Annotated in this window: 19 protein-coding genes; 6 read left to right on the forward strand and 13 right to left on the reverse strand. The window is 73.5% G+C overall.

Annotated features, from left to right (window positions below):
- Positions 1–114 precede the first annotated feature (114 nt).
- Positions 115–783, reverse strand: coding sequence for a DUF3000 domain-containing protein (locus ABZ464_RS45435; protein ID WP_359287818.1), 669 nt, complete (start codon positions 781–783; stop codon positions 115–117).
- Positions 784–968: 185 nt separating this feature from the next.
- Between ABZ464_RS45435 and hemE the strand changes: the two genes are divergently transcribed.
- Complete coding sequence (gene hemE, locus ABZ464_RS45440; RefSeq protein ID WP_359287819.1) at positions 969–2,036, forward strand: uroporphyrinogen decarboxylase; 1,068 nt, start codon at positions 969–971, stop codon at positions 2,034–2,036.
- 51 nt (positions 2,037–2,087) lie between these two features.
- Here the strand turns inward: hemE and ABZ464_RS45445 are convergent, their stop codons facing one another.
- Positions 2,088–2,894, reverse strand: a complete 807-nt coding sequence (locus ABZ464_RS45445) for a rhomboid family intramembrane serine protease (RefSeq protein WP_359287820.1) — start codon at positions 2,892–2,894, stop codon at positions 2,088–2,090.
- 125 nt (positions 2,895–3,019) lie between these two features.
- On the opposite strand from ABZ464_RS45445, the gene ABZ464_RS45450 reads away from it, so the two are divergent.
- Positions 3,020–3,289 (forward strand): hypothetical protein, encoded by a 270-nt coding sequence (locus ABZ464_RS45450; RefSeq protein ID WP_359287821.1) that lies wholly within the window; start codon positions 3,020–3,022, stop codon positions 3,287–3,289.
- 60 nt (positions 3,290–3,349) lie between these two features.
- Here ABZ464_RS45450 and ABZ464_RS45455 read toward each other — a convergent pair whose 3' ends face one another.
- Together ABZ464_RS45455 and ABZ464_RS45460 are read right to left on the reverse strand one after the other, a co-directional pair.
- Positions 3,350–4,759, reverse strand: a complete 1,410-nt coding sequence (locus ABZ464_RS45455; protein WP_359287822.1) for an FAD-dependent oxidoreductase — start codon at positions 4,757–4,759, stop codon at positions 3,350–3,352.
- A 27-nt stretch (positions 4,760–4,786) separates the two neighbouring features.
- A complete protein-coding gene (locus ABZ464_RS45460; protein ID WP_359287823.1) occupies positions 4,787–5,752 on the reverse strand; it encodes a DUF4349 domain-containing protein in 966 nt (321 codons plus the stop codon).
- Between the two features lie 160 nt (positions 5,753–5,912).
- Here ABZ464_RS45460 and hemG point away from each other — a divergent pair, with 160 nt between their 5' ends.
- Both hemG and hemQ read left to right on the forward strand, forming a co-directional pair.
- Entirely contained in the window at positions 5,913–7,409 is a 1,497-nt protein-coding gene (hemG, locus tag ABZ464_RS45465; protein ID WP_359287824.1) for a protoporphyrinogen oxidase, read from the forward strand.
- A gap of 5 nt (positions 7,410–7,414) precedes the next feature.
- Positions 7,415–8,146 (forward strand): hydrogen peroxide-dependent heme synthase, encoded by a 732-nt coding sequence (gene hemQ, locus ABZ464_RS45470; RefSeq protein ID WP_359287825.1) that lies wholly within the window; start codon positions 7,415–7,417, stop codon positions 8,144–8,146.
- A gap of 78 nt (positions 8,147–8,224) precedes the next feature.
- Here hemQ and ABZ464_RS45475 read toward each other — a convergent pair whose 3' ends face one another.
- From ABZ464_RS45475 to ABZ464_RS45495, 5 genes are all read right to left on the reverse strand, one after another.
- Positions 8,225–9,835: an alpha/beta hydrolase gene (locus ABZ464_RS45475; RefSeq protein ID WP_359287826.1), complete on the reverse strand. Its 1,611-nt coding sequence runs from the start codon at positions 9,833–9,835 to the stop codon at positions 8,225–8,227.
- A 189-nt stretch (positions 9,836–10,024) separates the two neighbouring features.
- Positions 10,025–10,819 carry a TIGR04222 domain-containing membrane protein gene (locus ABZ464_RS45480; RefSeq protein WP_359287827.1) on the reverse strand — a complete coding sequence of 265 codons (795 nt, stop codon included), beginning with the start codon at positions 10,817–10,819 and terminating at the stop codon, positions 10,025–10,027.
- A 90-nt stretch (positions 10,820–10,909) separates the two neighbouring features.
- Positions 10,910–11,611, reverse strand: coding sequence for a DUF4142 domain-containing protein (locus tag ABZ464_RS45485; protein WP_359287828.1), 702 nt, complete (start codon positions 11,609–11,611; stop codon positions 10,910–10,912).
- Positions 11,612–11,668: 57 nt separating this feature from the next.
- A complete protein-coding gene (locus ABZ464_RS45490; protein ID WP_359287829.1) occupies positions 11,669–13,237 on the reverse strand; it encodes a DUF692 domain-containing protein in 1,569 nt (522 codons plus the stop codon).
- A 132-nt stretch (positions 13,238–13,369) separates the two neighbouring features.
- On the reverse strand, positions 13,370–14,065 hold the full coding sequence (locus ABZ464_RS45495) for an aminoacyl-tRNA hydrolase (protein WP_359287830.1): 696 nt from the start codon (positions 14,063–14,065) through the stop codon (positions 13,370–13,372).
- A 91-nt stretch (positions 14,066–14,156) separates the two neighbouring features.
- On the opposite strand from ABZ464_RS45495, the gene ABZ464_RS45500 reads away from it, so the two are divergent.
- Together ABZ464_RS45500 and ABZ464_RS45505 are read left to right on the forward strand one after the other, a co-directional pair.
- On the forward strand, positions 14,157–15,023 hold the full coding sequence (locus ABZ464_RS45500; protein WP_359287831.1) for an ABC transporter ATP-binding protein: 867 nt from the start codon (positions 14,157–14,159) through the stop codon (positions 15,021–15,023).
- Entirely contained in the window at positions 15,020–15,691 is a 672-nt protein-coding gene (locus ABZ464_RS45505) for an ABC transporter (protein ID WP_359287832.1), read from the forward strand. The genes ABZ464_RS45500 and ABZ464_RS45505 overlap by 4 nt, the downstream gene beginning before the upstream one ends.
- On the opposite strand, the gene ABZ464_RS45510 is transcribed toward ABZ464_RS45505, so the two are convergent.
- The 4 genes from ABZ464_RS45510 to ABZ464_RS45525 all read right to left on the reverse strand — a co-directional run bounded on the left by ABZ464_RS45510 (position 15,683) and on the right by ABZ464_RS45525 (position 19,419).
- Positions 15,683–15,862, reverse strand: coding sequence for a hypothetical protein (locus tag ABZ464_RS45510; RefSeq protein ID WP_359287833.1), 180 nt, complete (start codon positions 15,860–15,862; stop codon positions 15,683–15,685). The two genes, ABZ464_RS45505 and ABZ464_RS45510, sit on opposite strands and share 9 nt — an antisense overlap.
- A 28-nt stretch (positions 15,863–15,890) precedes the next feature.
- On the reverse strand, positions 15,891–16,784 hold the full coding sequence (locus ABZ464_RS45515) for a polysaccharide deacetylase family protein (protein ID WP_359287834.1): 894 nt from the start codon (positions 16,782–16,784) through the stop codon (positions 15,891–15,893).
- A gap of 84 nt (positions 16,785–16,868) precedes the next feature.
- Positions 16,869–17,789 carry a slipin family protein gene (locus ABZ464_RS45520; protein WP_359287835.1) on the reverse strand — a complete coding sequence of 307 codons (921 nt, stop codon included), beginning with the start codon at positions 17,787–17,789 and terminating at the stop codon, positions 16,869–16,871.
- A 133-nt stretch (positions 17,790–17,922) separates the two neighbouring features.
- A complete protein-coding gene (locus ABZ464_RS45525; RefSeq protein ID WP_359287836.1) occupies positions 17,923–19,419 on the reverse strand; it encodes a SulP family inorganic anion transporter in 1,497 nt (498 codons plus the stop codon).
- Positions 19,420–19,422 lie beyond the last annotated feature (3 nt).

The raw sequence follows: 19,422 nt of genomic DNA on the forward strand, positions 1-19,422 counted from the left end.
AGGGCTTCGGCGACACGGGGGCGCGCGGCGGCGCGAACGGCACACGGGAAGGGCGCGGAGGGGCGTCCGGCGACCGACCCACTCGTACAGCTGTACCTGACGGGCGGAGAGGCCCTAGCGCGACTGCGGCCCCCGGCGCTGCGGCAGCGTCACCACCGAGGCGTCGCCCGGGCCGGCCGGCGGCAGCCCCGCGACCTGTGCCAGCAGGTCGCACCAGGACGCCAGATGCGCCGCCGCGTCCGGGACCCCGCCCAGGCCCTCACGGGGCGTCCAGGAGGCGCGGATCTCGATCTGCGAGTTCGCCGGCCGCTCCGCGAGACCGCCGAAGTAGTGCGAGCTCGCCCGGGTCACCGTCCCGCTCGGCTCGCCGTACGCGAGGCCGCGCGCCTGGAGCGCGCCGGTCAGCCAGGACCAGCACACCTCCGGCAGCAGCGGGTCGGCCGCCATCTCCGGCTCCAGCTCGGCCCGCACCAGCGTCACCAGCCGGAAGGTCCCGCGCCAGGCGTCGTGCCCGTCCGGGTCGTGCAGCAGCACCAGCCGCCCGTCGGCCAGATCCTGCTCGCCGTCCACGACGGTCGCCTCCAGGGCGTACGCGTACGGGGCGAGCTTCTTGGGCGCCGGGGTCGGGTCGACCTCGATCTGCGGCCGCAGCCGCGCCGCCCTCAGCGCGTCGACGGCGGCCCGGAACGGCAGCGGTGCCGACCTGCTCCCATCGCGCTCCCCCTCGTTCGCCTCGTCCATCCCGCCAGCGCCGTCCGACAGTCGTCCCTGAGCCGCAGCCATGCGGGGAAGATTAAGGGGAACGACGGCCTCGCGCAGGGCAAGACACCCGCGCGGGACCCGCGGGCGGCTGCGCGCTGGGCGAACACGCCCCCCCGCCCGCAAGGGCCGAACGGGTGTCTCGGAGGCACGGCGAGGGCAGCGGGGGGCGGCACCGGCGGCTTTGGCGCCGTGCGAGACTTGCCGTCGTGAGCGCGAACGAGAGCCCCGCGGGCCGGCAGCCGACAGCGACGTACGACAGCCCCTTCCTGAAGGCGTGCAGGCGGGAACCCGTGCCGCACACCCCCGTGTGGTTCATGCGGCAGGCCGGGCGCTCGCTGCCGGAGTACCGCAAGGTCCGCGAGGGCGTCCCCATGCTGGAGTCGTGCACACGGCCCGAGCTGGTCACCGAGATCACCCTCCAGCCCGTGCGCCGGCACGACGTGGACGCGGCGATCTACTACAGCGACATCGTCGTCCCGCTCAAGGCCATCGGCATCGACCTCGACATCAAGCCCGGCGTCGGCCCGGTCGTCGAGAACCCGATCCGCACCCGCGCCGACCTCGCCCAGCTCCGTGACCTCACCCCCGAGGACGTCTCCTACGTCACCGAGGCCATCGGCCTGCTCACCGCCGAGCTCGGCGCCACCCCGCTGATCGGCTTCGCGGGCGCGCCGTTCACCCTCGCGAGCTACCTCGTCGAGGGCGGCCCGTCGCGCACGTACGAGAACGCCAAGGCGATGATGTACGGCGACCCGGAGCTCTGGGCCGACCTGCTCGACCGCCTCGCCGAGATCACGGCCGCGTTCCTGAAGGTCCAGATCGAGGCGGGCGCGAGCGCCGTCCAGCTCTTCGACTCCTGGGCCGGGGCCCTCGCCCCCGCCGACTACCGCCGCTCGGTGCTGCCCGCCTCCGCGAAGGTCTTCCGCGCCGTCGAGTCCTACGGCGTCCCGCGCATCCACTTCGGCGTCGGCACCGGTGAGCTGCTCAAGCTCATGGGCGAGGCCGGCGCGGACGTCGTCGGCGTCGACTGGCGCGTCCCGCTCGACGAGGCCGCCCGCCGGGTCGGCCCCGGCAAGGCGCTCCAGGGCAACCTCGACCCGACCGTCCTGTTCGCCGGCACCGAGGCCGTCGAGGCCAAGACCCGGGAGGTCCTCGACGCGGCCGCCGGCCTGGAGGGCCATGTCTTCAACCTCGGCCACGGCGTGATGCCGTCCATCGACCCGGACGCCCTCACCCGTCTCGTGGAGTACGTCCACACGCAGACGGCCCGCTGAGCCGCGCACGGGCCTCGACGCCCGTACGGTCACCACGGTCTCCGCCGCACCTCACCATCCGGGCCGCGCCCGTCGGCCGAACAGCAGTCCGCGCGGCTCCGGGGGCGGTGGGGTGCCCGGTTTCAGCGGCCAGGCCAGCAGCATGCCCATGAGGAAGCCGACGACATGCGCGGCGTACGCCACCGTGCCCGCGTCGGAGACGCCCTCGCCGGAGGAGTACACCGCCTGGAGGCCGAACCAGAAGCCCAGCACCAGCCAGGCCGGCAGCCGCAGCGGCAGGAAGACCAGGAACGGGACGAGCACCCACACCCTGGCCCTCGGATATAGCACCAGATACGCCCCGAGCACCCCCGCGATCGCCCCGGAGGCCCCGATCAGCGGGTCGGTGGAGTCGGCGTTCAGCAGCGCGAAGCCGTACGACGCCGCATAGCCGCAGGCGACGTAGAACAGCGCGAAGCGGAGGTGGCCCATGCGGTCCTCGATGTTGTTCCCGAAGATCAGCAGGAACAGCATGTTGCCCAGCAGATGCAGCCAGCCGCCGTGCAGGAACATCGCCGTGAACACGCTCAGCACCGGCGACTTGACGTAGTCCGGCGGGCCCAGCGCACAGCCGCCGCCGCGGACGCCGCCCGTCGGCACGAGCTGCGGGAGCTGATCGTGGATCAACTCGCGCGGTACGGCGGCGTAGTGCTCCAGGAAGGCGTGCAGATGGCAGGTCTGCGCCAGCGCGCTGTCGCCGGCCACGGAGCCCGACAGACCCGGCATGAACCAGAAGACCAGCACGTTCGCCGCGATCAGCGCGTACGTCACCACGGGCGTGCGGCGCACCGGGTTCACGTCATGGACGGGGATGACCACAAGGAAGTACTGCCCCCGATCCGTTCGTCGAATCGGTGAACGCGCCCCGCAGTGGCCGCGTATGAACCGGCAACTGCCCGCGGCCCGGGGAAGGCGGACCGTGGGGACGACGTGAGGAACAGGCGATGAACGACCGAGTTACCCCCGCGATGCACGCCACGCCCGACGGTGAGGCGGAGATCGCCCTGGTCATCCGGCTGCCCTGGGAGGACGTGGCCCGGCTCGGCCAGGAGGCCGGGCGGCTTGCCTCGCAGATGCAGCGGCCGGTGACGTTGGACGAGGCCGTGTCGCACCGGCTGCGGTCGCGGGCCGCGGCCGCCGCGCATGCGAAGCCGGCGGAGCAGATGGCTGCGGCGGCGCCGGTTTCCGCGTTGCCGCGGCTCGGTACGGCGTAGGCGCAGGGAGCGTTTTCGGGTCCGGGTGTGCGGGGGCTGGTCGCGCAGTTCCCCGCGCCCCTAGGTTGGCCGGCCTGTCCCTCGTAGGACAGTTGCCGCTTTCCGCGCCGCCACCAGGACCGGGTCCCAGACCGGGCTGAACGGTGGGGCGTAGCCCAGGTCCAGGGCTGTCATCTGGTCCACCGTCATGCCCGCCGTCAGGGCCACCGCCGCGATGTCGACCCGCTTGGCCGCGCCCTCCCTGCCGACGATCTGGACGCCCAGGAGGCGGCCGGTGCGGCGTTCCGCGAGCATCTTGACCGTCATGGGGGAGGCGCCGGGGTAGTAGCCGGCGCGGCTGGTCGACTCGACGGTGACCGTCTCGTACTGGAGACCCGCCCTGCGCGCGTCCTTCTCGCGCAGGCCCGTGCGGGCGATCTCCAGGTCGCAGACCTTGCTGACGGCGGTGCCGACGACACCGGGGAAGGTGGCGTAGCCGCCGCCCGCGTTGGTGCCGATGACCTGGCCGTGCTTGTTGGCGTGGGTGCCGAGGGCGATGTGGCGCTCCTGCCCGGAGACCAGGTCGAGGACCTCCACGCAGTCGCCGCCCGCCCAGATGACCCCGTCGGCAAGGGGTCCGCGCACCCGCATCGCCAGGTCGGTGAGCAGTCCGCCGTGGGTGCCCAGGGGCAGGCCGGCGGCCCTGGCGAGGGTGGTCTCGGGGCGGACGCCGATACCGAGGACGACCACGTCCGCCGGGTACTCGGCGTCCTTCGTGACCACCGCCCGCACCCGGCCGTCCTCGCCGGTCGGCAGTCCGGTGACCTCGGCGTCGTTGACCATGGTGATGCCGAGGCCCTCCATCGCCCGGTGGACCAGCCGGCCCATGTCCGGGTCCAGGGTGGACATCGGCTCGCTGCCGCGGTTGACGACGGTCACCTCGTAGCCGCGGTTGATGAGCGCCTCGGCCATCTCGACGCCGATGTAACCCGCGCCGACCACCACGGCCCGCTTCCCCCGCGCGCGGGCCAGCGTGTCCAGCAGCGCCTGGCCGTCGTCCAGCGTCTGCACGCCGTGCACACCGGGGGCGTCCACGCCCGGCATGTCCGGCCGTACCGGGCGCGCCCCGGTCGCGATCACGAGCTTGTCGTACGACGTCCAGTACGCCGACCCGGCCCCGGAATCGACGTCACGCGCGCGTACCCGCCGCCCGGGCACGTCGATCTCCGTGACCTCGGTGCGCAGCCGCAGGTCGATCCCGCGCGCGCGGTGCTCCTCGGGGGTGCGGGCGATCAGGTCGTCCCGGTCGGTGACGTCGCCGCCCACCCAGTACGGGATCCCGCAGGCGGAGTACGAGGTGAAGTGGCCGCGCTCGAAGGCGACGATCTCCAGTTCCTCCGGGCCCTTGAGACGGCGGGCCCGGGACGCCGCGGACATGCCCGCGGCGTCCCCGCCGATCACGACCAGTCGTTCCCGCCCAGGCATGCTCATACGAACACGCTACGGGGGAGGCGCACTTCAGTCCCGCTCGGGGCCGCCCGCCGGGCCGGTTCCGGTCGCCGTGTCCACGCCGGTCGCGGTGCCCGCCTCGGGCAGGGTGCCCCTGGTCCGCCGGCGCGGGCGCGACAGCCGCAGCCAGGCCACCACGAGCACCACGGCCACCACGAGGAACGGCAGCACCGCGCCGAAGACGACGGCGATCCAGCGCAGCAGGGTCACGAACGCGTCCCAGCCGCCCGCCAGCGCGTCCAGGAACCCGGGGTCGTCGTCCTTCGCCGGCTTGACGGCCGGCTTCTCCGACAGGCTCAGCGTGATCGTCGCCAGGCTGGTGCGGTCCTTCAGGGACGCCTGCTGGGCGAGCAGCGCCTCCAGGTCGGCCTCCCGGCTGCTCAGTTCACCCTCCAGCGTGACCACGTCAGCGAGTTTCGTGGCGCGGTCCATGAGGTCACGGACCCGCGCGACGCTGGCCCGCTGCGACTTGATGCGGCTGTCGACGTCGACGACCTGGTCGGTGACGTCCTGCGCCTTCGCCGTGCGCTCCAGCAGTTCGCCCGCGCCCTGGAGCTCGGCGAGGACCTCGTCGTACTGCTCGACGGGCACCCGCAGCACCACCCGGGTGCGCTCGGTGCCGTCCTCGTCCCGGCTCGTGGACTCGTTCCCGACATAACCGCCCGCGTTCTCGGTGGTCGTACGGGCCTCGTCGAGGGCCTTCGGGACGTCCTTGACCCGTACCGTCAGCGAGGCGGTGCGGATGATCCGGTTCGCGGTGATCTTCGGGGCGGGCGAGGCCTGGGAGCCACGCGCCCCGGCGCCCTCCTTGGCATTCGACTGGACGTCGGCCTCGCCCGCGGCCGCCTTGTCGGCGAGGCTCGCGCTGTCGCCTCCCGAGTCGCTCGCGCCGCTGCACCCGGTGAGCGCGAGCGCGGCGGCGAGCAGGACGCCGGCCAGGGCGTGGCCGGGCCGTACGGATCGTCGTGCGTTCATGTGGACGTACCCCCCGAGGGCTGTGACGACTGACGCTCCTTCGACGCCCGGACGGGCCGGGACGTTGGACGGAATCGGTTCCGAAGCGGTCACGGTCGGGACTCGGTGGGGCCACATGGCCCTGGCGGCGGTGTCGGTGGGGTCTGAGAGAGTGGGGGGCATGAGCGCAACGGGTACGCGTGCGGGGCAGCACGTCGTCGTCATCGGAGCCGGTATCGCCGGTCTGGCCGCCGCCGACCGGCTGCTGGAGCGCGGGGCGCGGGTGACCGTCCTGGAGGCCTCCGAGCGGGTCGGCGGGAAACTGCTGCCCGGCGAGATCGCGGGCGTCCGCGTGGACCTCGGCGCCGAGTCGCTGCTGGCCCGCCGCCCCGAGGCGGTCGCCCTCGCGCGCGCGGCCGGACTGACGGACCTGCTTCAGCCGCCCGCCACCGCCACGGCCTCGATCTGGACCCGCGGCGCCCTGCGCCCCATGCCCAAGGGCCATGTCATGGGCGTCCCCGGCACCGCGGCGGCCCTGTCCGGTGTGCTGTCCGAGGAGGGACTCGCCCGCATCGAGCGCGACGCCGACCTGCCGCGCACGGAGGTCGGCGAGGACGTCGCGGTCGGGGAGTACGTGGCGGAGCGCCTTGGCCGCGAGGTCGTCGACCGCCTGATCGAGCCGCTGCTCGGCGGGGTGTACGCGGGCGACGCCTACCGCATCTCGATGCGCTCGGCCGTCCCGCAGCTCCACCAGGCCGCCCGGACCCACAGGTCCCTGACGGAGGCCGTCCGCGAGATCCAGGCGAAGGCCGCCGCCAACCAGCAGACCGGCCCCGTCTTCATGGGAATCGAGGGCGGAGTGGGCCGGTTGCCCCTCGCGGTCGCGGACTCGGTCCGCGCGCGGGGCGGCGAGATCCTGACCGGGGTGCCGGTGACGGAGCTGCGCCGCGCCACCGTGCCGGCCGGGACCGACGCCCCCACGGTGGAGCGGCCGCACCGGACCTGGCGGGTCGTCGCCGGGGACCGCGTCCTGGCCGCCGACGCCGTGGTCGTCGCCGTGCCCGCGCCCGCCGCCGCCGCGCTGCTGGCCGCCGAGTCCCCGGAAGCCGCCGCCGAACTGCGCACCGTCGAGTACGCCTCGATGGCCCTGGTCACCCTCGCCTACCGCCGCTCCGCGGCCGCCCTGCCCGAGGGCAGCGGCTTCCTCGTCCCACCGGTCGACGGCCGCACCATCAAGGCGTCGACGTTCGCCTCGCAGAAGTGGGGCTGGATCGCCGACGAGGACCCGGACGTGGTCGTGCTGCGCACCTCCGTCGGGCGGTACGGCGAGACGGAGATCCTCGGCCGCGACGACGCCGGCCTCGTCGAGGTCTCCCGGCACGACCTGCGCGAGGCCACCGGCCTGACCGCCACGCCCCTGGAGACCCGGGTCACCCGCTGGACGGACGGTCTGCCCCAGTACCCGGTCGGCCACCACGCGCGCGTGGCCCGCGTCCGCGAGCACGTGGCCAAGCTGCCCGGCCTCGCCGTGTGCGGCGCGCAGTACGACGGCGTCGGCGTCCCCGCGTGCATCGCGAGCGCCCACGCGGCCGTCGACCAGATCCACGGCGACCTGAGCGCCGTACAGGAGCTCACCGCCCACCCGGTGCAAAGTCTGCACGGCGGAGCAGGAGAATGAGAACCATGAGTGACGACGCCCCCACCACCGAGTCCGGCAGGATCCCGAACAAGGGCAAGCTGGCCAAGGACCTCAACGAGGTCATCCGCTACACGCTGTGGTCGGTCTTCAAGCTGAAGGACGTGCTGCCCGAGGACCGTTCGGGCTACGCCGACGAGGTCCAGGAGCTGTTCGACCAGCTCGCCGCGAAGGACGTGACGATCCGCGGCACGTACGACGTGTCCGGCCTGCGCGCCGACGCCGACGTCATGATCTGGTGGCACGCCGAGACCAGCGACCAGCTCCAGGAGGCGTACAACCTCTTCCGCCGCACCCGGCTGGGCCGCGCCCTCGAGCCGGTCTGGTCGAACATGGCGCTGCACCGCCCCGCCGAGTTCAACCGCTCCCACATCCCGGCGTTCCTCGCCGACGAGACGCCCCGTGACTACGTGAGCGTCTACCCCTTCGTCCGCAGCTACGACTGGTACCTGCTGCCCGACGAGGACCGCCGCCGCATGCTCGCCGACCACGGCAAGATGGCCCGCGGCTACCCGGACGTCCGCGCCAACACGGTCGCGTCCTTCTCCCTCGGCGACTACGAGTGGATCCTCGCCTTCGAGGCCGACGAGCTGTACCGCATCGTCGACCTCATGCGCCACCTGCGCGCCTCGGAGGCCCGGATGCACGTCCGCGAGGAGGTCCCGTTCTACACGGGCCGCCGCAAGTCGGTGGCGGACCTGGTGGCGGAACTGGCGTAACGCCCTCAGGGCAGCGCCCCGAAAGGGGCGCGGGGAACTGCGTGACCGGCCACAACCGGCCCGCAGTTCCCCACGACCTCACTTCTTCTTCGCAGAACCCGCCGCCGGCTCCACATGCCCGGTACAGGCGGCCTGCCGCACCGGCACCCGGTCCTCCAGCAGATACGCCTCGACATGCCCGTTGACGCAGGGGTTCGGCCCCCCGGCGATCCCGTGCGTCCCCGAGTCCCGCTCGGTCACCAGCACCGACCCCGACAGACGGCGGTGCATCTCCAACGCCCCGTCATAGGGCGCGGCGGCGTCCCGCTCGGCGGCGAGGATCAGCGTGGGCGGCAGCTCACCGGGCGCGGTCCGCACGTCCACCGGCTTCTGCCGGGCCGCCGGCCAGTACGCGCACGGCAGGTTCGCCCACACGTTGTCCCAGGTCTCGAAGGGCGCCACGCGCGCGAGCCGGGTGTTGTCCCGGTCCCACACCTTCCAGTCCGTCGGCCAGGGCCCGTCGTTGCACTCCACGGCCGTGTAGACGGCGGCGGAGTTCTCCGACTCGGCCGCGGCCTCGGTCACCGGTCCGGCCTGCGCGATCAGCTCCTTCGGGTCGCCCTTCAGATAGTCCGACAGCGCCTGCGCCCGGTGCGGCCAGTAGTCGTCGTAGTACCCGGCCTGCAGGAACGCGCTCTGCAGCTGCGCCGGTCCGACCTTCCCGCCGGCCGGCTCGGCGGCCAGCCGGGCCCGGGCCCGCTCATAGCTGGCCAGCACCTTCTCGGGCGTGTCGCCCAGCCGGTACACCTTGTCGTGCTTGGCGACCCACTCCCGGAAGTCCGTCCAGCGGCTCTCGAACGCCATCGACTGGTCGAGGTTGTTGCGGTACCAGATCCGCTCCGGGTCCGGGTTGACCGCCGCGTCGAACACCATCCGCCGTACGTGGGAGGGGAACAGCGTGGCGTACACCGCCCCGAAGTAGGTGCCGTACGACGCGCCCATGAAGGTCAGCCGCTTCTCGCCCAGCGCGGCCCGCAGCACGTCCAGGTCGCGGGCGTTGTTGATCGAGTTGTAGTGCGCGAGGCCGTCGCCGGACCGCTCGGCGCAGCCGCGCGCGTACGCCTTCGCCTCGGCGATCCGCTCCCGCTTGTACGACTCGGAGGGATGGACCGGCGCCTGGGAGGGCCCCTTGAAGAAGTTCTTGGGGTCCTGGCAGGACAGGGGGGCGGAGCGGCCGACGCCGCGCGGGTCGTAGCCGACGAGGTCGTACGCCGCGCCGATGCGCTTCCATTCCGGGAGCAGGCCGACCAGCGGGAAGTACAGCCCGGAGCCGCCCGGGCCGCCGGGGTTGAAGACCAGCGCGCCCTTGCGGGGCACCCGGTGCTTGCTGTTGTGCGGGTCGCGGTGGGTGGCCCCGACCCGGCTGACGGTCAGTTCGATCTGCTTGCCGTTCGGCCGGGCGTAGTCGAGCGGGACGCCGACCGTGCCGCACTCCATGCTGCCGGGCAGCTCCTGGGCGTCGGAGCACTTCCCGAAGGCGATGCCCTGCGCGGCGGCCCGGGCGGCGGCGAGCGCGACACCGGCCCGTGCGGCACCGGCACTCGCGGAGCCGGGGGTGCCCGGGGTGGTGGGAAGGCCGCCGGCGGGGGCGGCGGAGAGGGTGGTCAGGAGCAGAGCTCCCATGGCCGAGTAGAGCGCGCCAGCTCTCATTCGCGTGTCCCTTCGGTGCGCGGCGGCGACAAAAGGGATGTTTCGTACGGCTGTGGGGGAAGGCAAGCACCGTCCCCGGGTGTCGGCGCCAATGCTCCAAGTGCGCCCCCGGGGAGGCGAACGCGCCGGGGCGTCAGGGCCTGTCCGGCAGACCCCGCGTCTGCGGCATGATCCGCCGGACAGGCCCTACTACGGCTCGCGGTGGGCGAACGCCGCCCGCAGATCGGGCTCGTCGACCGCGCGGATCCCGAGGACGGCCACGGACGTCAGATACGAACGGTCGTCGCTCCCGGTGCCGCCCGCCCCGCCGGCCCGCCGGGCCAGGGCGCCCAGCAGCCGCTGCCCGGCCGGGGAGGCCCAGCGCGCATAGGGATGCACCTCGACCCGCGCTATCGCCAGACAGCTCAGCGTGAGCGCCAGAGGCAGCGCGAACCACAGGGCGACCAGCCCGCGCGGCATGCCCGTACCGTCCGAGGGCACCGGCATCAACAGCGCGACCGCGCCCACCGCCAGCACGAACCCGGCCGCCAGCCGCACCTGCCGCACCCCGGCCTCCACCGTCGTACGGGCTCCGTCGGGCACCGCGAGACCGGCGCTGACCAGGCGGTCGGCGAGACCGCGCACCGCGTCGGCGGACGCCGCCCCGGCCCGCGCCGGCGCGATCCGGGACTGCCCCTCGGGTCCGATGGCCCCGATCACCGACCGCTCCATCTCGTCACGCCCGCGCGGGTCCACGACGGTTGCCCAGCCGGTGCGGGCGAGCAGCAGCCGCCGTTGCCGGGCCATCGACACCATCGTCAGATCGGCGACCCGGCCGGGTCCGCCCGACAGGAAGGCCGCCTCGTAGAGCGTCAGGTCGTGTTCCCGACCCACGCTCGCGTCCTCGGTGTCCACGGCCGCCGCGCGGACGGCGGCCAGGCACAGCCGGGTGCACGCCGTCACCGCGACCGCCCAGGCCAGCAGCAGGAGAAGGACCCAGAACATGCCTTGTTTCTATGCTGTATACACGGGAAAACGCCATGCCCTGTTCATCATCCGGACCGAGCGTTGTGGGTATGTGACGTTCCGCTTGGCTCAGGACGGCGACGGCGTCAGCGGCACCACGAACCCGGGGGTGGTCGCGGGGGTGGGCGTGCCGGTCGCCGTCAGGTCCCGGGCCAGGGCGTCGAAGTCGACGTACCCGGTGGCCTCCAGGATCTCGATGTGGTCCAGGACGGTCGTGTTGGCGTCGTCGGCCAGCGCCCGCACCAGCGAGTTCTGGGTACCGGCCCGCACCTGCGCGACGACGGTGAACACCCGGCCGTGCGCCAGCCGCAAAATGTTGGCGAACTTCCGGTCGAAGTCCACGCCCTGCGTCGCGTTCAGCTCCGCCAGCCAGGCCTTCTGCTGGTCGTTGGGCTCGTTCGGCAGACCGAGCCCCAGCTTCGCGGCCACGTCGCGCACCCGCTCGTCCAGGAACGTGTGCCCCTCGATCAGGTGCTGCCCGGCGGTCCGCACGGCCTCGGTCGTGCCCCTCTGCTGCGCCAGCTGACCGGCGGGCAGCTCCCACAGCCCGGCCAACCGCACCTTGGTGACGAACTCCCGGTCGAGCTCGGACAGCGGCCCGTACTGCGTGAGCACGGTCTGGGCGCTCCGTACGTCCGCCCCGGTCGACGACTGGTTCGAGTACGACGCCACGGGGACGAACAACGCCACGCAGGTCGCGGCCAGGCCCGTGACGATGATCCCGGTCCCGCTGAAGATGCCTCTGCCCTTGACGGGGGGTCGCGGTCGCATGGGGGCCTCCTGCTCACGGCACCGCACGCCAGTGCGCTTCTGGTGCGAACAGGCATATTACCGCCCGGGAACTTGGACCTCTTCACGGGGGTGAAGGAGACGTGAACGTCCAGGCTGACGCCGGACCAGCGCCCGGCCCACCCGCGCCGCCCGCGCCAGCCGCGACCCCGTCCGCGGCGCCGGCCCCGACCGGTCCAGCCACCAGGTACGCAGCTCCCGCCGGGCCCGCCCCTGCAGCGGCGGTCCGTCGAGCAGCACCCGCTCGACGAAGTCCAGGGCGTCCTGCCGGTAGCCGCCGCTCATCGGATGGCCCTGGGCGTACGCGAGGAACGCCGGCCGGTACCCGTCGCCGAGGATGACCGGCAGCTCCGGCGCCAGCTTGGCCACCACCCCGGCCCGCTTCGCCGCGAGCGCCCGCGCCTGCACCCCGAGCCGCACCCGGTCGAAGCCCTCCGGCACCGGCGTCCCCGCGACGAGCGCGGACAGCAACGCGGCCTGGGCGACCCCGAGCCGCTGCCGCACCGCGTCCCCCACGACGGGCCCGGGCCCAACGGCCCCTTCGCAGGCCCACGTCGTGGGGGCCGGTGTGAACGTGGGTGTGGGTGCGGGTGTCGGTCCGGACATCGGTGCGTGTGCGTGTGCCGGTGCGGACGTAGGTGCGTGTGCACCGGCGACGGCGACCGCGACGGGGGCAGCGACTGCGACGGCGGAGGCGACCCCGCCCCGCCCGGCGCGTGCCGCTCCGGCCGCCGCGCGTGCGTCGCGGCCGAGTCGTACCAGCTCCCGCTTGACCGCGAGCCGCTCCCCGTCCCGCACCGCGTCCCGGATCGTCTCCAACTCGAGTTCCAGTACGGCGGGTTCGGGGAAGTTCTCGTCCCGTTCCAGCAGTACCCCGGGCGGCGAGACCCGGGACGCGAGGTCGGTCAGGATGTCGAGGACCGGACGCGGCACGGGGTGGGCGTGGCTGTCGTGCCAGACCCCGTCCCGCTCGAACCCGCCCGCGACATGGACGTAGGCGATGGCCTCCAGGGGCAGTTCGTCGAGCGCCTTGCCGGGGTCCTCGCCGCGGTTGACGTGATTGGTGTGCAGGTTCGCGACGTCGATGAGCAGCCGTACGCCCGTCCGGTCGGCCAGCTCGTACAGGAACTGCCCCTCCGTCATCTCCTCGCCCGGCCAGGCGATCAGCGCGGCGATGTTCTCGACGGCGAGCGGCACGGGCAGCGCGTCCTGGGCGATGCGGACGTTCTCGCAGAGCACGTCGAGGGAGTCCCGGGTGCGCGGCACCGGCAGCAGATGTCCGGCCTCCAGTCGCGGGGTCGCGGTCAGCGGCCCGCCCGCGCGGACGAACGCGATGTGCTCGGTGACCAGCGGCGACCCCAGGATCCCGGCCCGCTCGGCGAGCGCCGCGAGCCGCCCCTCGTCCGGCCGTTCGGCGCCGCCGAGCCCCAGCCCGACGCCGTGCGGAACGACGGTGACCCCGCGCTCGCGCAGCCGCGTCAGGGACGCGGGGAGGTGTCCGGGACAGGTGTTCTCCGCCACGACCTCGACCCAGTCGATGCCCGGCATCCGCTCCACCGCGTCCGCGATCTCCGGCCGCCAGCCTATGCCCGTTCCCAGTCGTGCCATGGTCACCGCCTCCTTGGTCCCCCCTCGGTGGTGACGGTGGTATGACCACGCCGCCGACCGCCGAACCACCCGGCGCCCACCTTCAGAGCTACATTTGAGGTTCGCCCGCGACCGGCCGGCGGAGGGCCCGGTTCAGCGCAGCGCCGGATGATCCGCCACGACGGTGCAGCTGCCCGGCGCGATCTCGGTGAACCCGGCGTCCCGCACCAACGGCAGTCCGCTCGCGGTCAGCTCCCGCCACCGCCCCGGTTCGGCGGTCCGCACCGCCAGCGCGAACCCGGACGCGCGCCAGGCGCTCCGCTCCTCCTCCGACAGCTCCCACCAGGCGAGCTGGGCACCGTGCCCGGCCTGCGCCATCGCCTTGCCGGCGGACATGTCGAGCTCCGGGTTCAGCCAGATGACGGGGACCGCGGGGTCGGCCGCGGCCGGCGGCTCCGGGTCGTCGAGATCCGTCCCGGAGACCTGGAGCCGGGCCAGGTCCTTCGGCCACCCGTCCAGCGGCACCGGCGGAAACACCCGCACCTCGGCCGCCTTCCCACTGACGGTGACCCCGTCCAACGCCTCGGCCCGCCGCCACTCGGCCCCCCGGGCCCGCCGCACGACCTTGCGGATCCGCGCGTCCTGCCAGTCCCGCACGGCCTGCGCCCACGCGCCGTCGTCCAGCGACCTCTCGTCGCTGAGCACGACCAGCACGGCCCGAGCGGCGGTCTCCAGCGCGTCGGTACGAGCGGGCGGTGCGCTCTTCTCCACCCGCACGACAAGGGGAAGGACGTACTGCGGAGCCTGGTCACGGGGGTTGGGCTCGGTCTGAAAGGGACTCTCACTCACAGGCGCAGGCTACTGGACCCACCCAGGGGCGCGGGGAACTGCGCGACCAGCCACCGACAACCCGCACCCGCCGTACGAGAAGATGCCCCTCATGGAACGCGATCTGCGCCTGACCGACGTAGGCCGCCGCTACGGCATACGCGGCCCCTGGGTTCTACGCAACGTGAACATGGACCTGGCGCCCGCCACCCTCACCCGCATAGAAGGCCCCAACGGCACCGGCAAATCCACCCTCCTCCGCCTCCTCGCCCGCATCGACGCCCCGACAGAGGGCCGCGTGAGTGGCCGCCCCCGCACGGCCTACGTCCCCGAACGCTTCCCCTCGGCCCTCCCCTTCACCGCCGTCGACTACCTCACCCACCTCGGCGCCGTCCACGGTCTGCCCCGCCCGGAGGCCACCCGCGCGGCCGGCGACTGGCTCGACCGCTTCGGCGCCGGCGCCCACGCCCACACCCCGATGTCCCAGCTGTCCAAGGGCAGCAGCCAGAAGGTCGCCGTGGCCCAAGCCCTCCTCGCCGAACCGGAGTTGCTGATCCTGGACGAGGCGTGGACCGGCCTGGACACGGAGGCGCGCGCCGAACTGGAGAGGGCGGTCGCCGAACGCACGGCCGCGGGCGCCGCCGTCGTCTTCGTCGACCACGACCCCCGTCGCCTCTCCGGTACGACGGACACCGTGTACACGGTCCGCGACGGCACCCTCCACCGCCGTACCGCTGAAGGCGAAGGACCGACCGCCACCCCTGACGGCCCGTACACGACGATCGAGGTACGGGGCCCCGCACCGCTCCCGCCGGAAGCGGCCCGCCTCGCCACGACCACCGAGGAGACGGCCGACCGCGCCCACCGCCTCACCGTCCCCGCCTCCCAGTCCGACGTCGTGCTGCGCGCCCTGCTGACCGCCCGCCCGCCGTACCACGTGGTGAGCGTGCGCCCGTCCGACCCCGAAGGCCCGCGATGACCGCCCTGCTGCGTTACCAGACCGCCCTGCTCCTGCGCTCCCAGCGCTGGCTGCCGCCGTTCCTGCTGTATGTCGTCTTCCTGGGTATCGGGGTGCAGAGCGGCCAGCCGCTGCTGGACTCGCTCGGCTGGGCGGCCGCCGTGCTGCTGCCCACCGCCGCCTGGCTGGTGCGGATCTGCGTCATGGGCGAGCCCCCGGCCGCCCGCACCGTCGTGGCGGCGGCGGCCGGGCCCGCACGGGCGCATCTCGCCGCCGTCCTGACCGCACTGGGCGCGGCCACGCTCCTCGGTACGGTCGCCACGGCGGCGGTCGTGTTCATCAGCGACCCGGTCGGCGCGGACCACCAGCGCCGTATCCCCGTCCCGGAGGCCGGCGCGGCCGGCTTCCTCGCCGCCCTGACCTGCGCCCTGCTCGGCACGGCCGTCGGCGCGCTCACCGTCCGGCCGGTGCTGCGCTCGACCGGCCGGGCCGTACCGGCGCTCCTGCTGGCGGCCCTGCTGGCCCTGGTGGCGAGCGGCTCCCCGGCCCACGCGGCGGTCACGGGCCTGGTCACCGGCTCCCGTTCGGCGACGGTCACCCTCCCGCTGCTCCCGCTGGCGGCGGCCGTACCGGTCACGGCGGCGGCGATCGCGGTGGCCTGCGCGCTCACCTCCCGCAGATCACCCTGAACAGGCGGTCCGCTGTGCCTCCTGCCACTCACAGACGGGGCACAGCGTGATCCCCTTGTACGACTCCGGGTACTCCGTCGGCTCCTGGCACAGCACACAGTCGGCGTACGGCGGCCCGTCCGCCTTCGGCGGCCTGGTCGAGTCGATCAAGCAGTAGGCGTCCTCACTCATCCCTCCAGCGTACGCAGCCGCACGCGGGTCAGGACCGCCCCGGGGACGCTCCGACGAGCTCCGACACCTTCACGAACCGGTACCCCCGCCGCCGCAGCTCGGGCACGATCGCCCGCACCGCCCGCTCGGTCACGGGCGCGGCGCTGCGGGTGCAGTGCATGACGACCACCGACCCCGGCCGCACCCCGTCCAGCACCTCCTGGACCACCGCGTCCGCGTCCGTCGCGAACGCGTCCCCGCTCACCACGTCCCACTGCACCGCGGTCACCCCGAGCCCGCTGACCGCCCGCAGCGCCCGCTGGTCGTAGCAGCCGCCGGGGAACCGGAAGTACGGCATCGCGTCCGGCACGCCCGCCGTGCGGAAGGCGGTGTACGCCCGCTCCACGTCCGCCCGCATCCGGTCCTCGGAGACGGTCGGCAGGCCGTAGCAGTCGCCGGTGAAGGCGTAGTGGCTGTAGGAGTGGTTGGCGACCTCGAACAGCGGGTCCCGTCCGATGGAGCGGGCCTCGGCCGGGTACTCCTCGGCCCACCGCCCGGTCATGAACACGGTGGCCGGCACCTTCAGCCCGCGCAGCGCCGAGATCAGTCCCGGGTTGTCGAAGCGCTCCCCGCCCGCCGCCCGCGGCCCCTGATCGGCGGTCATGTCGGCGTCGAAGGTGAGGGCGACGGTCTTGCCGAGCGTGCGCGGACCGTGCTTGAAGACGGGCGTGAGCCCGCCCGGCCCGGGCGCCAGGGTCGGCGCCCGGGAGGGCTCGACGGGCGCCGGGGCGGAGGCCGAGGGGGAGGCCGAGGCGGAGGCGGAGGCCGAGGAGGGGGCGGGTGCCGCCGGGTGGGCGGGCCGGGGTGCCGGGGAGGTGCCGCAGGCGGTGAGCGCGGCGCCGAGGGCACAGACGGCGGCCAGACGGCGTACAGGAATGATCACCGTATGAACATACGAGAGTTCAGGCTTTAGTTATGACAATCGGACCGACCCTCTCCGTCGGGGTCACCCACCCGGCCCCGGCGCCTAGGGGGGAGGGAGCGGGGGGTCCGGGGGTATGTCCGGGAGGGGGTCGAGGGGCGGCGCCGGGTGAGGTTCGACGGGCAGGCCCGGCTCGGGGGCCGGGCGGCGCCCCGGCTCGGGCTCCGGGGGCGGCCCCGCGGACGGCTCCGGCTGCTGACCCGGCGGGTACGGGGCCCTCTCCAGGAAGCGCAGCAGCTCCACCGGGATGGGCAGCACCAGCGTGGAGTTCTTCTCCGCCGCCACCGCCATCACCGTCTGGAGCAGCCGCAGCTGGAGCGCGGACGGAGTGTCGGCCATCTGCTGGGCCGCCTCGGCGAGCTTCTTCGACGCCTGGAGCTCCGCGTCCGCGTTGATGATCCGGGCCCGGCGCTCCCGGTCGGCCTCGGCCTGGCGGGCCATGGAGCGCTTCATCGACTCCGGCAGGGACACGTCCTTGATCTCGACCCGGTCGATCTGCACGCCCCAGCCGATGGCCGGGCTGTCGATCATCAGCTCCAGGCCCTCGTTGAGCTTCTCCCGGTTCGACAGCAGATCGTCCAGCTCGCTCTTGCCGATGATTGAACGCAGCGAGGTCTGCGCCATCTGGGAGACCGCGAAACGGTAGTCCTCGACGTTGATGACCGCCGCCGCCGCGTCCACGACCCGGAAGTAGACCACCGCGTCGACCCGCACGGTCACGTTGTCGCGGGTGATGCCCTCCTGTGCGGGGATGGGCATGGTCACGATCTGCATGTTGACCTTGCGCAGTCGGTCCACGCCCGGGATCACCGTGGTGAACCCCGGCGTGCGCACGTCCCCGCGCAGCCGGCCCAGCCGGAGCACGACCCCGCGCTCGTACTGCTTCACGACCCGCGCGGCCGCCCCCATGTACACCAGACCCGCCGCACCGGCCGCCAGGACCGCGCCGAGCACTTCCTCGAGCATGACGACCTCCTCGACAGAGGGCCGTTCTGTCTGCATATGCAACGATATGCCCGCCGTCCGGCCCGGGGCCACGCCCCGAGCCACGGACCGGACGACGGTTCCTACGGCCCCGGGGCCGTCGTCGCCACGGCCCTCAGACCGCCGTGGCCCGGACCGGCTCCGTGACCCTGACCGGTTCCGTGCCGGCCGCGCTGTGCTGCTGGGCCCAGGTCTCCAGGGCCGTACGGCAGGCGTGGTCGAGATGGTGCAGGCCGGAGAGGTTCAGCTCGACCGGACGGTCCTGTGGGAGGGCCTCCAGGCTGTCCAGGATCTTCGGCAGCTTCAGGAAGGTCGCATTGCCCGAGAGGTACGCCTGGATCGGGCCCGCGCCCTTGTCGACGACCTCCAGCCGCAGATGCGAGGCCTCCCAGGCCGTCTTCACCACGGCGAGCGCCAGCCCGATGAGGACGCCCTCGAACATGCTGACCGCGACGATCGACACGGCCGTGACGACCAGGATCAGCGCCTCCCCGCGGTGCTCGCGCCACAGGGAGGCGATCGCGCGGAGCGGCACCAGCTTGGCGCCGGCGTGGACGAGGATGCCGGCCAGCGCCGGGATCGGGATGTAGGCCAGCGCCTCCGGCAGCAGGGCCGCGAACAGCAGCAGCCACACGCCGTGCAGCACCCGCGAGGCCTTCGTACGGGCGCCCGCCTGGACGTTGGCCGCGCTGCGCACGATCACCGCGGTCATCGGCAGGGCGCCGAGCAGCCCGCAGAGCGCGTTGCCCGCGCCCTGGGCGATCAGTTCCTTGTCGTACTCGGTGCGCGGCCCGTCGTGCAGCCGGTCCACGGCCGCCGCGCTGAACAGCGACTCGGCGGACGCGATGAGGGTGAACGCGACGATCGTGCCGAGCAGTCCGACGCTCGCCAGTTCGCCGAACGCGGACAGCGGGGGCGGCTGGATCGAGCCGAGCAGGCCGTGCACCTCCACGGTGGCCACCGGCAGGTCGAGCAGCACGGCGGCGAGGGTCGCCAGGCCCACCGCGGCGAGCGGGCCGGGCACGGTGCGGACCATGGCCGGCAGCCGCTTCCACAGCACGAGGACGGCGACGGTTCCCGCGCCGAGCGCGAGCGAGGCCGAGGCGCCGGTGCTGCCGAACGCGTCCACGAGCGCCCCGGGCAGCCCGGCGATCTTCTCCGGGCCGGAGTCCGGGGCCTTGGTGCCGACCACCGAGTACAGCTGGCCGGCGATCAGCACCAGGCCGATCCCGGCGAGCATGCCCTCGACCACGGAGACCGAGATGGCTCGGAAATAGCGGCCCAGTTTGAGGGCGCCCATGGTGATCTGCAGGGCGCCCGTGGCGAGGACGATCACTCCGAGGGCGGGCAGGCCGAACTCCCGCACCGCCTCGAAGACCAGCACGGTCAGTCCGGCCGCCGGTCCGGAGACCTGGAGCGAGCTGCCGCGCAGCAGACCGGTGACGATGCCGCCGACGATGCCGGTGACGAGCCCGAGCTCGGCCGGCACGCCGGAGGCCACGGCCACGCCCACGCACAGCGGGAGCGCGACCAGGAAGACGACCAGCGAGGCGGCGAAGTCCTGCCGCAGATGGGGGAACCTGGCTATTCGGGTGTTCTTCGGCTGGGTCATCGC

The organism is Streptomyces sp. NPDC005820, assembly GCF_040630255.1.
In the GTDB taxonomy this organism is placed as follows: domain Bacteria; phylum Actinomycetota; class Actinomycetes; order Streptomycetales; family Streptomycetaceae; genus Streptomyces.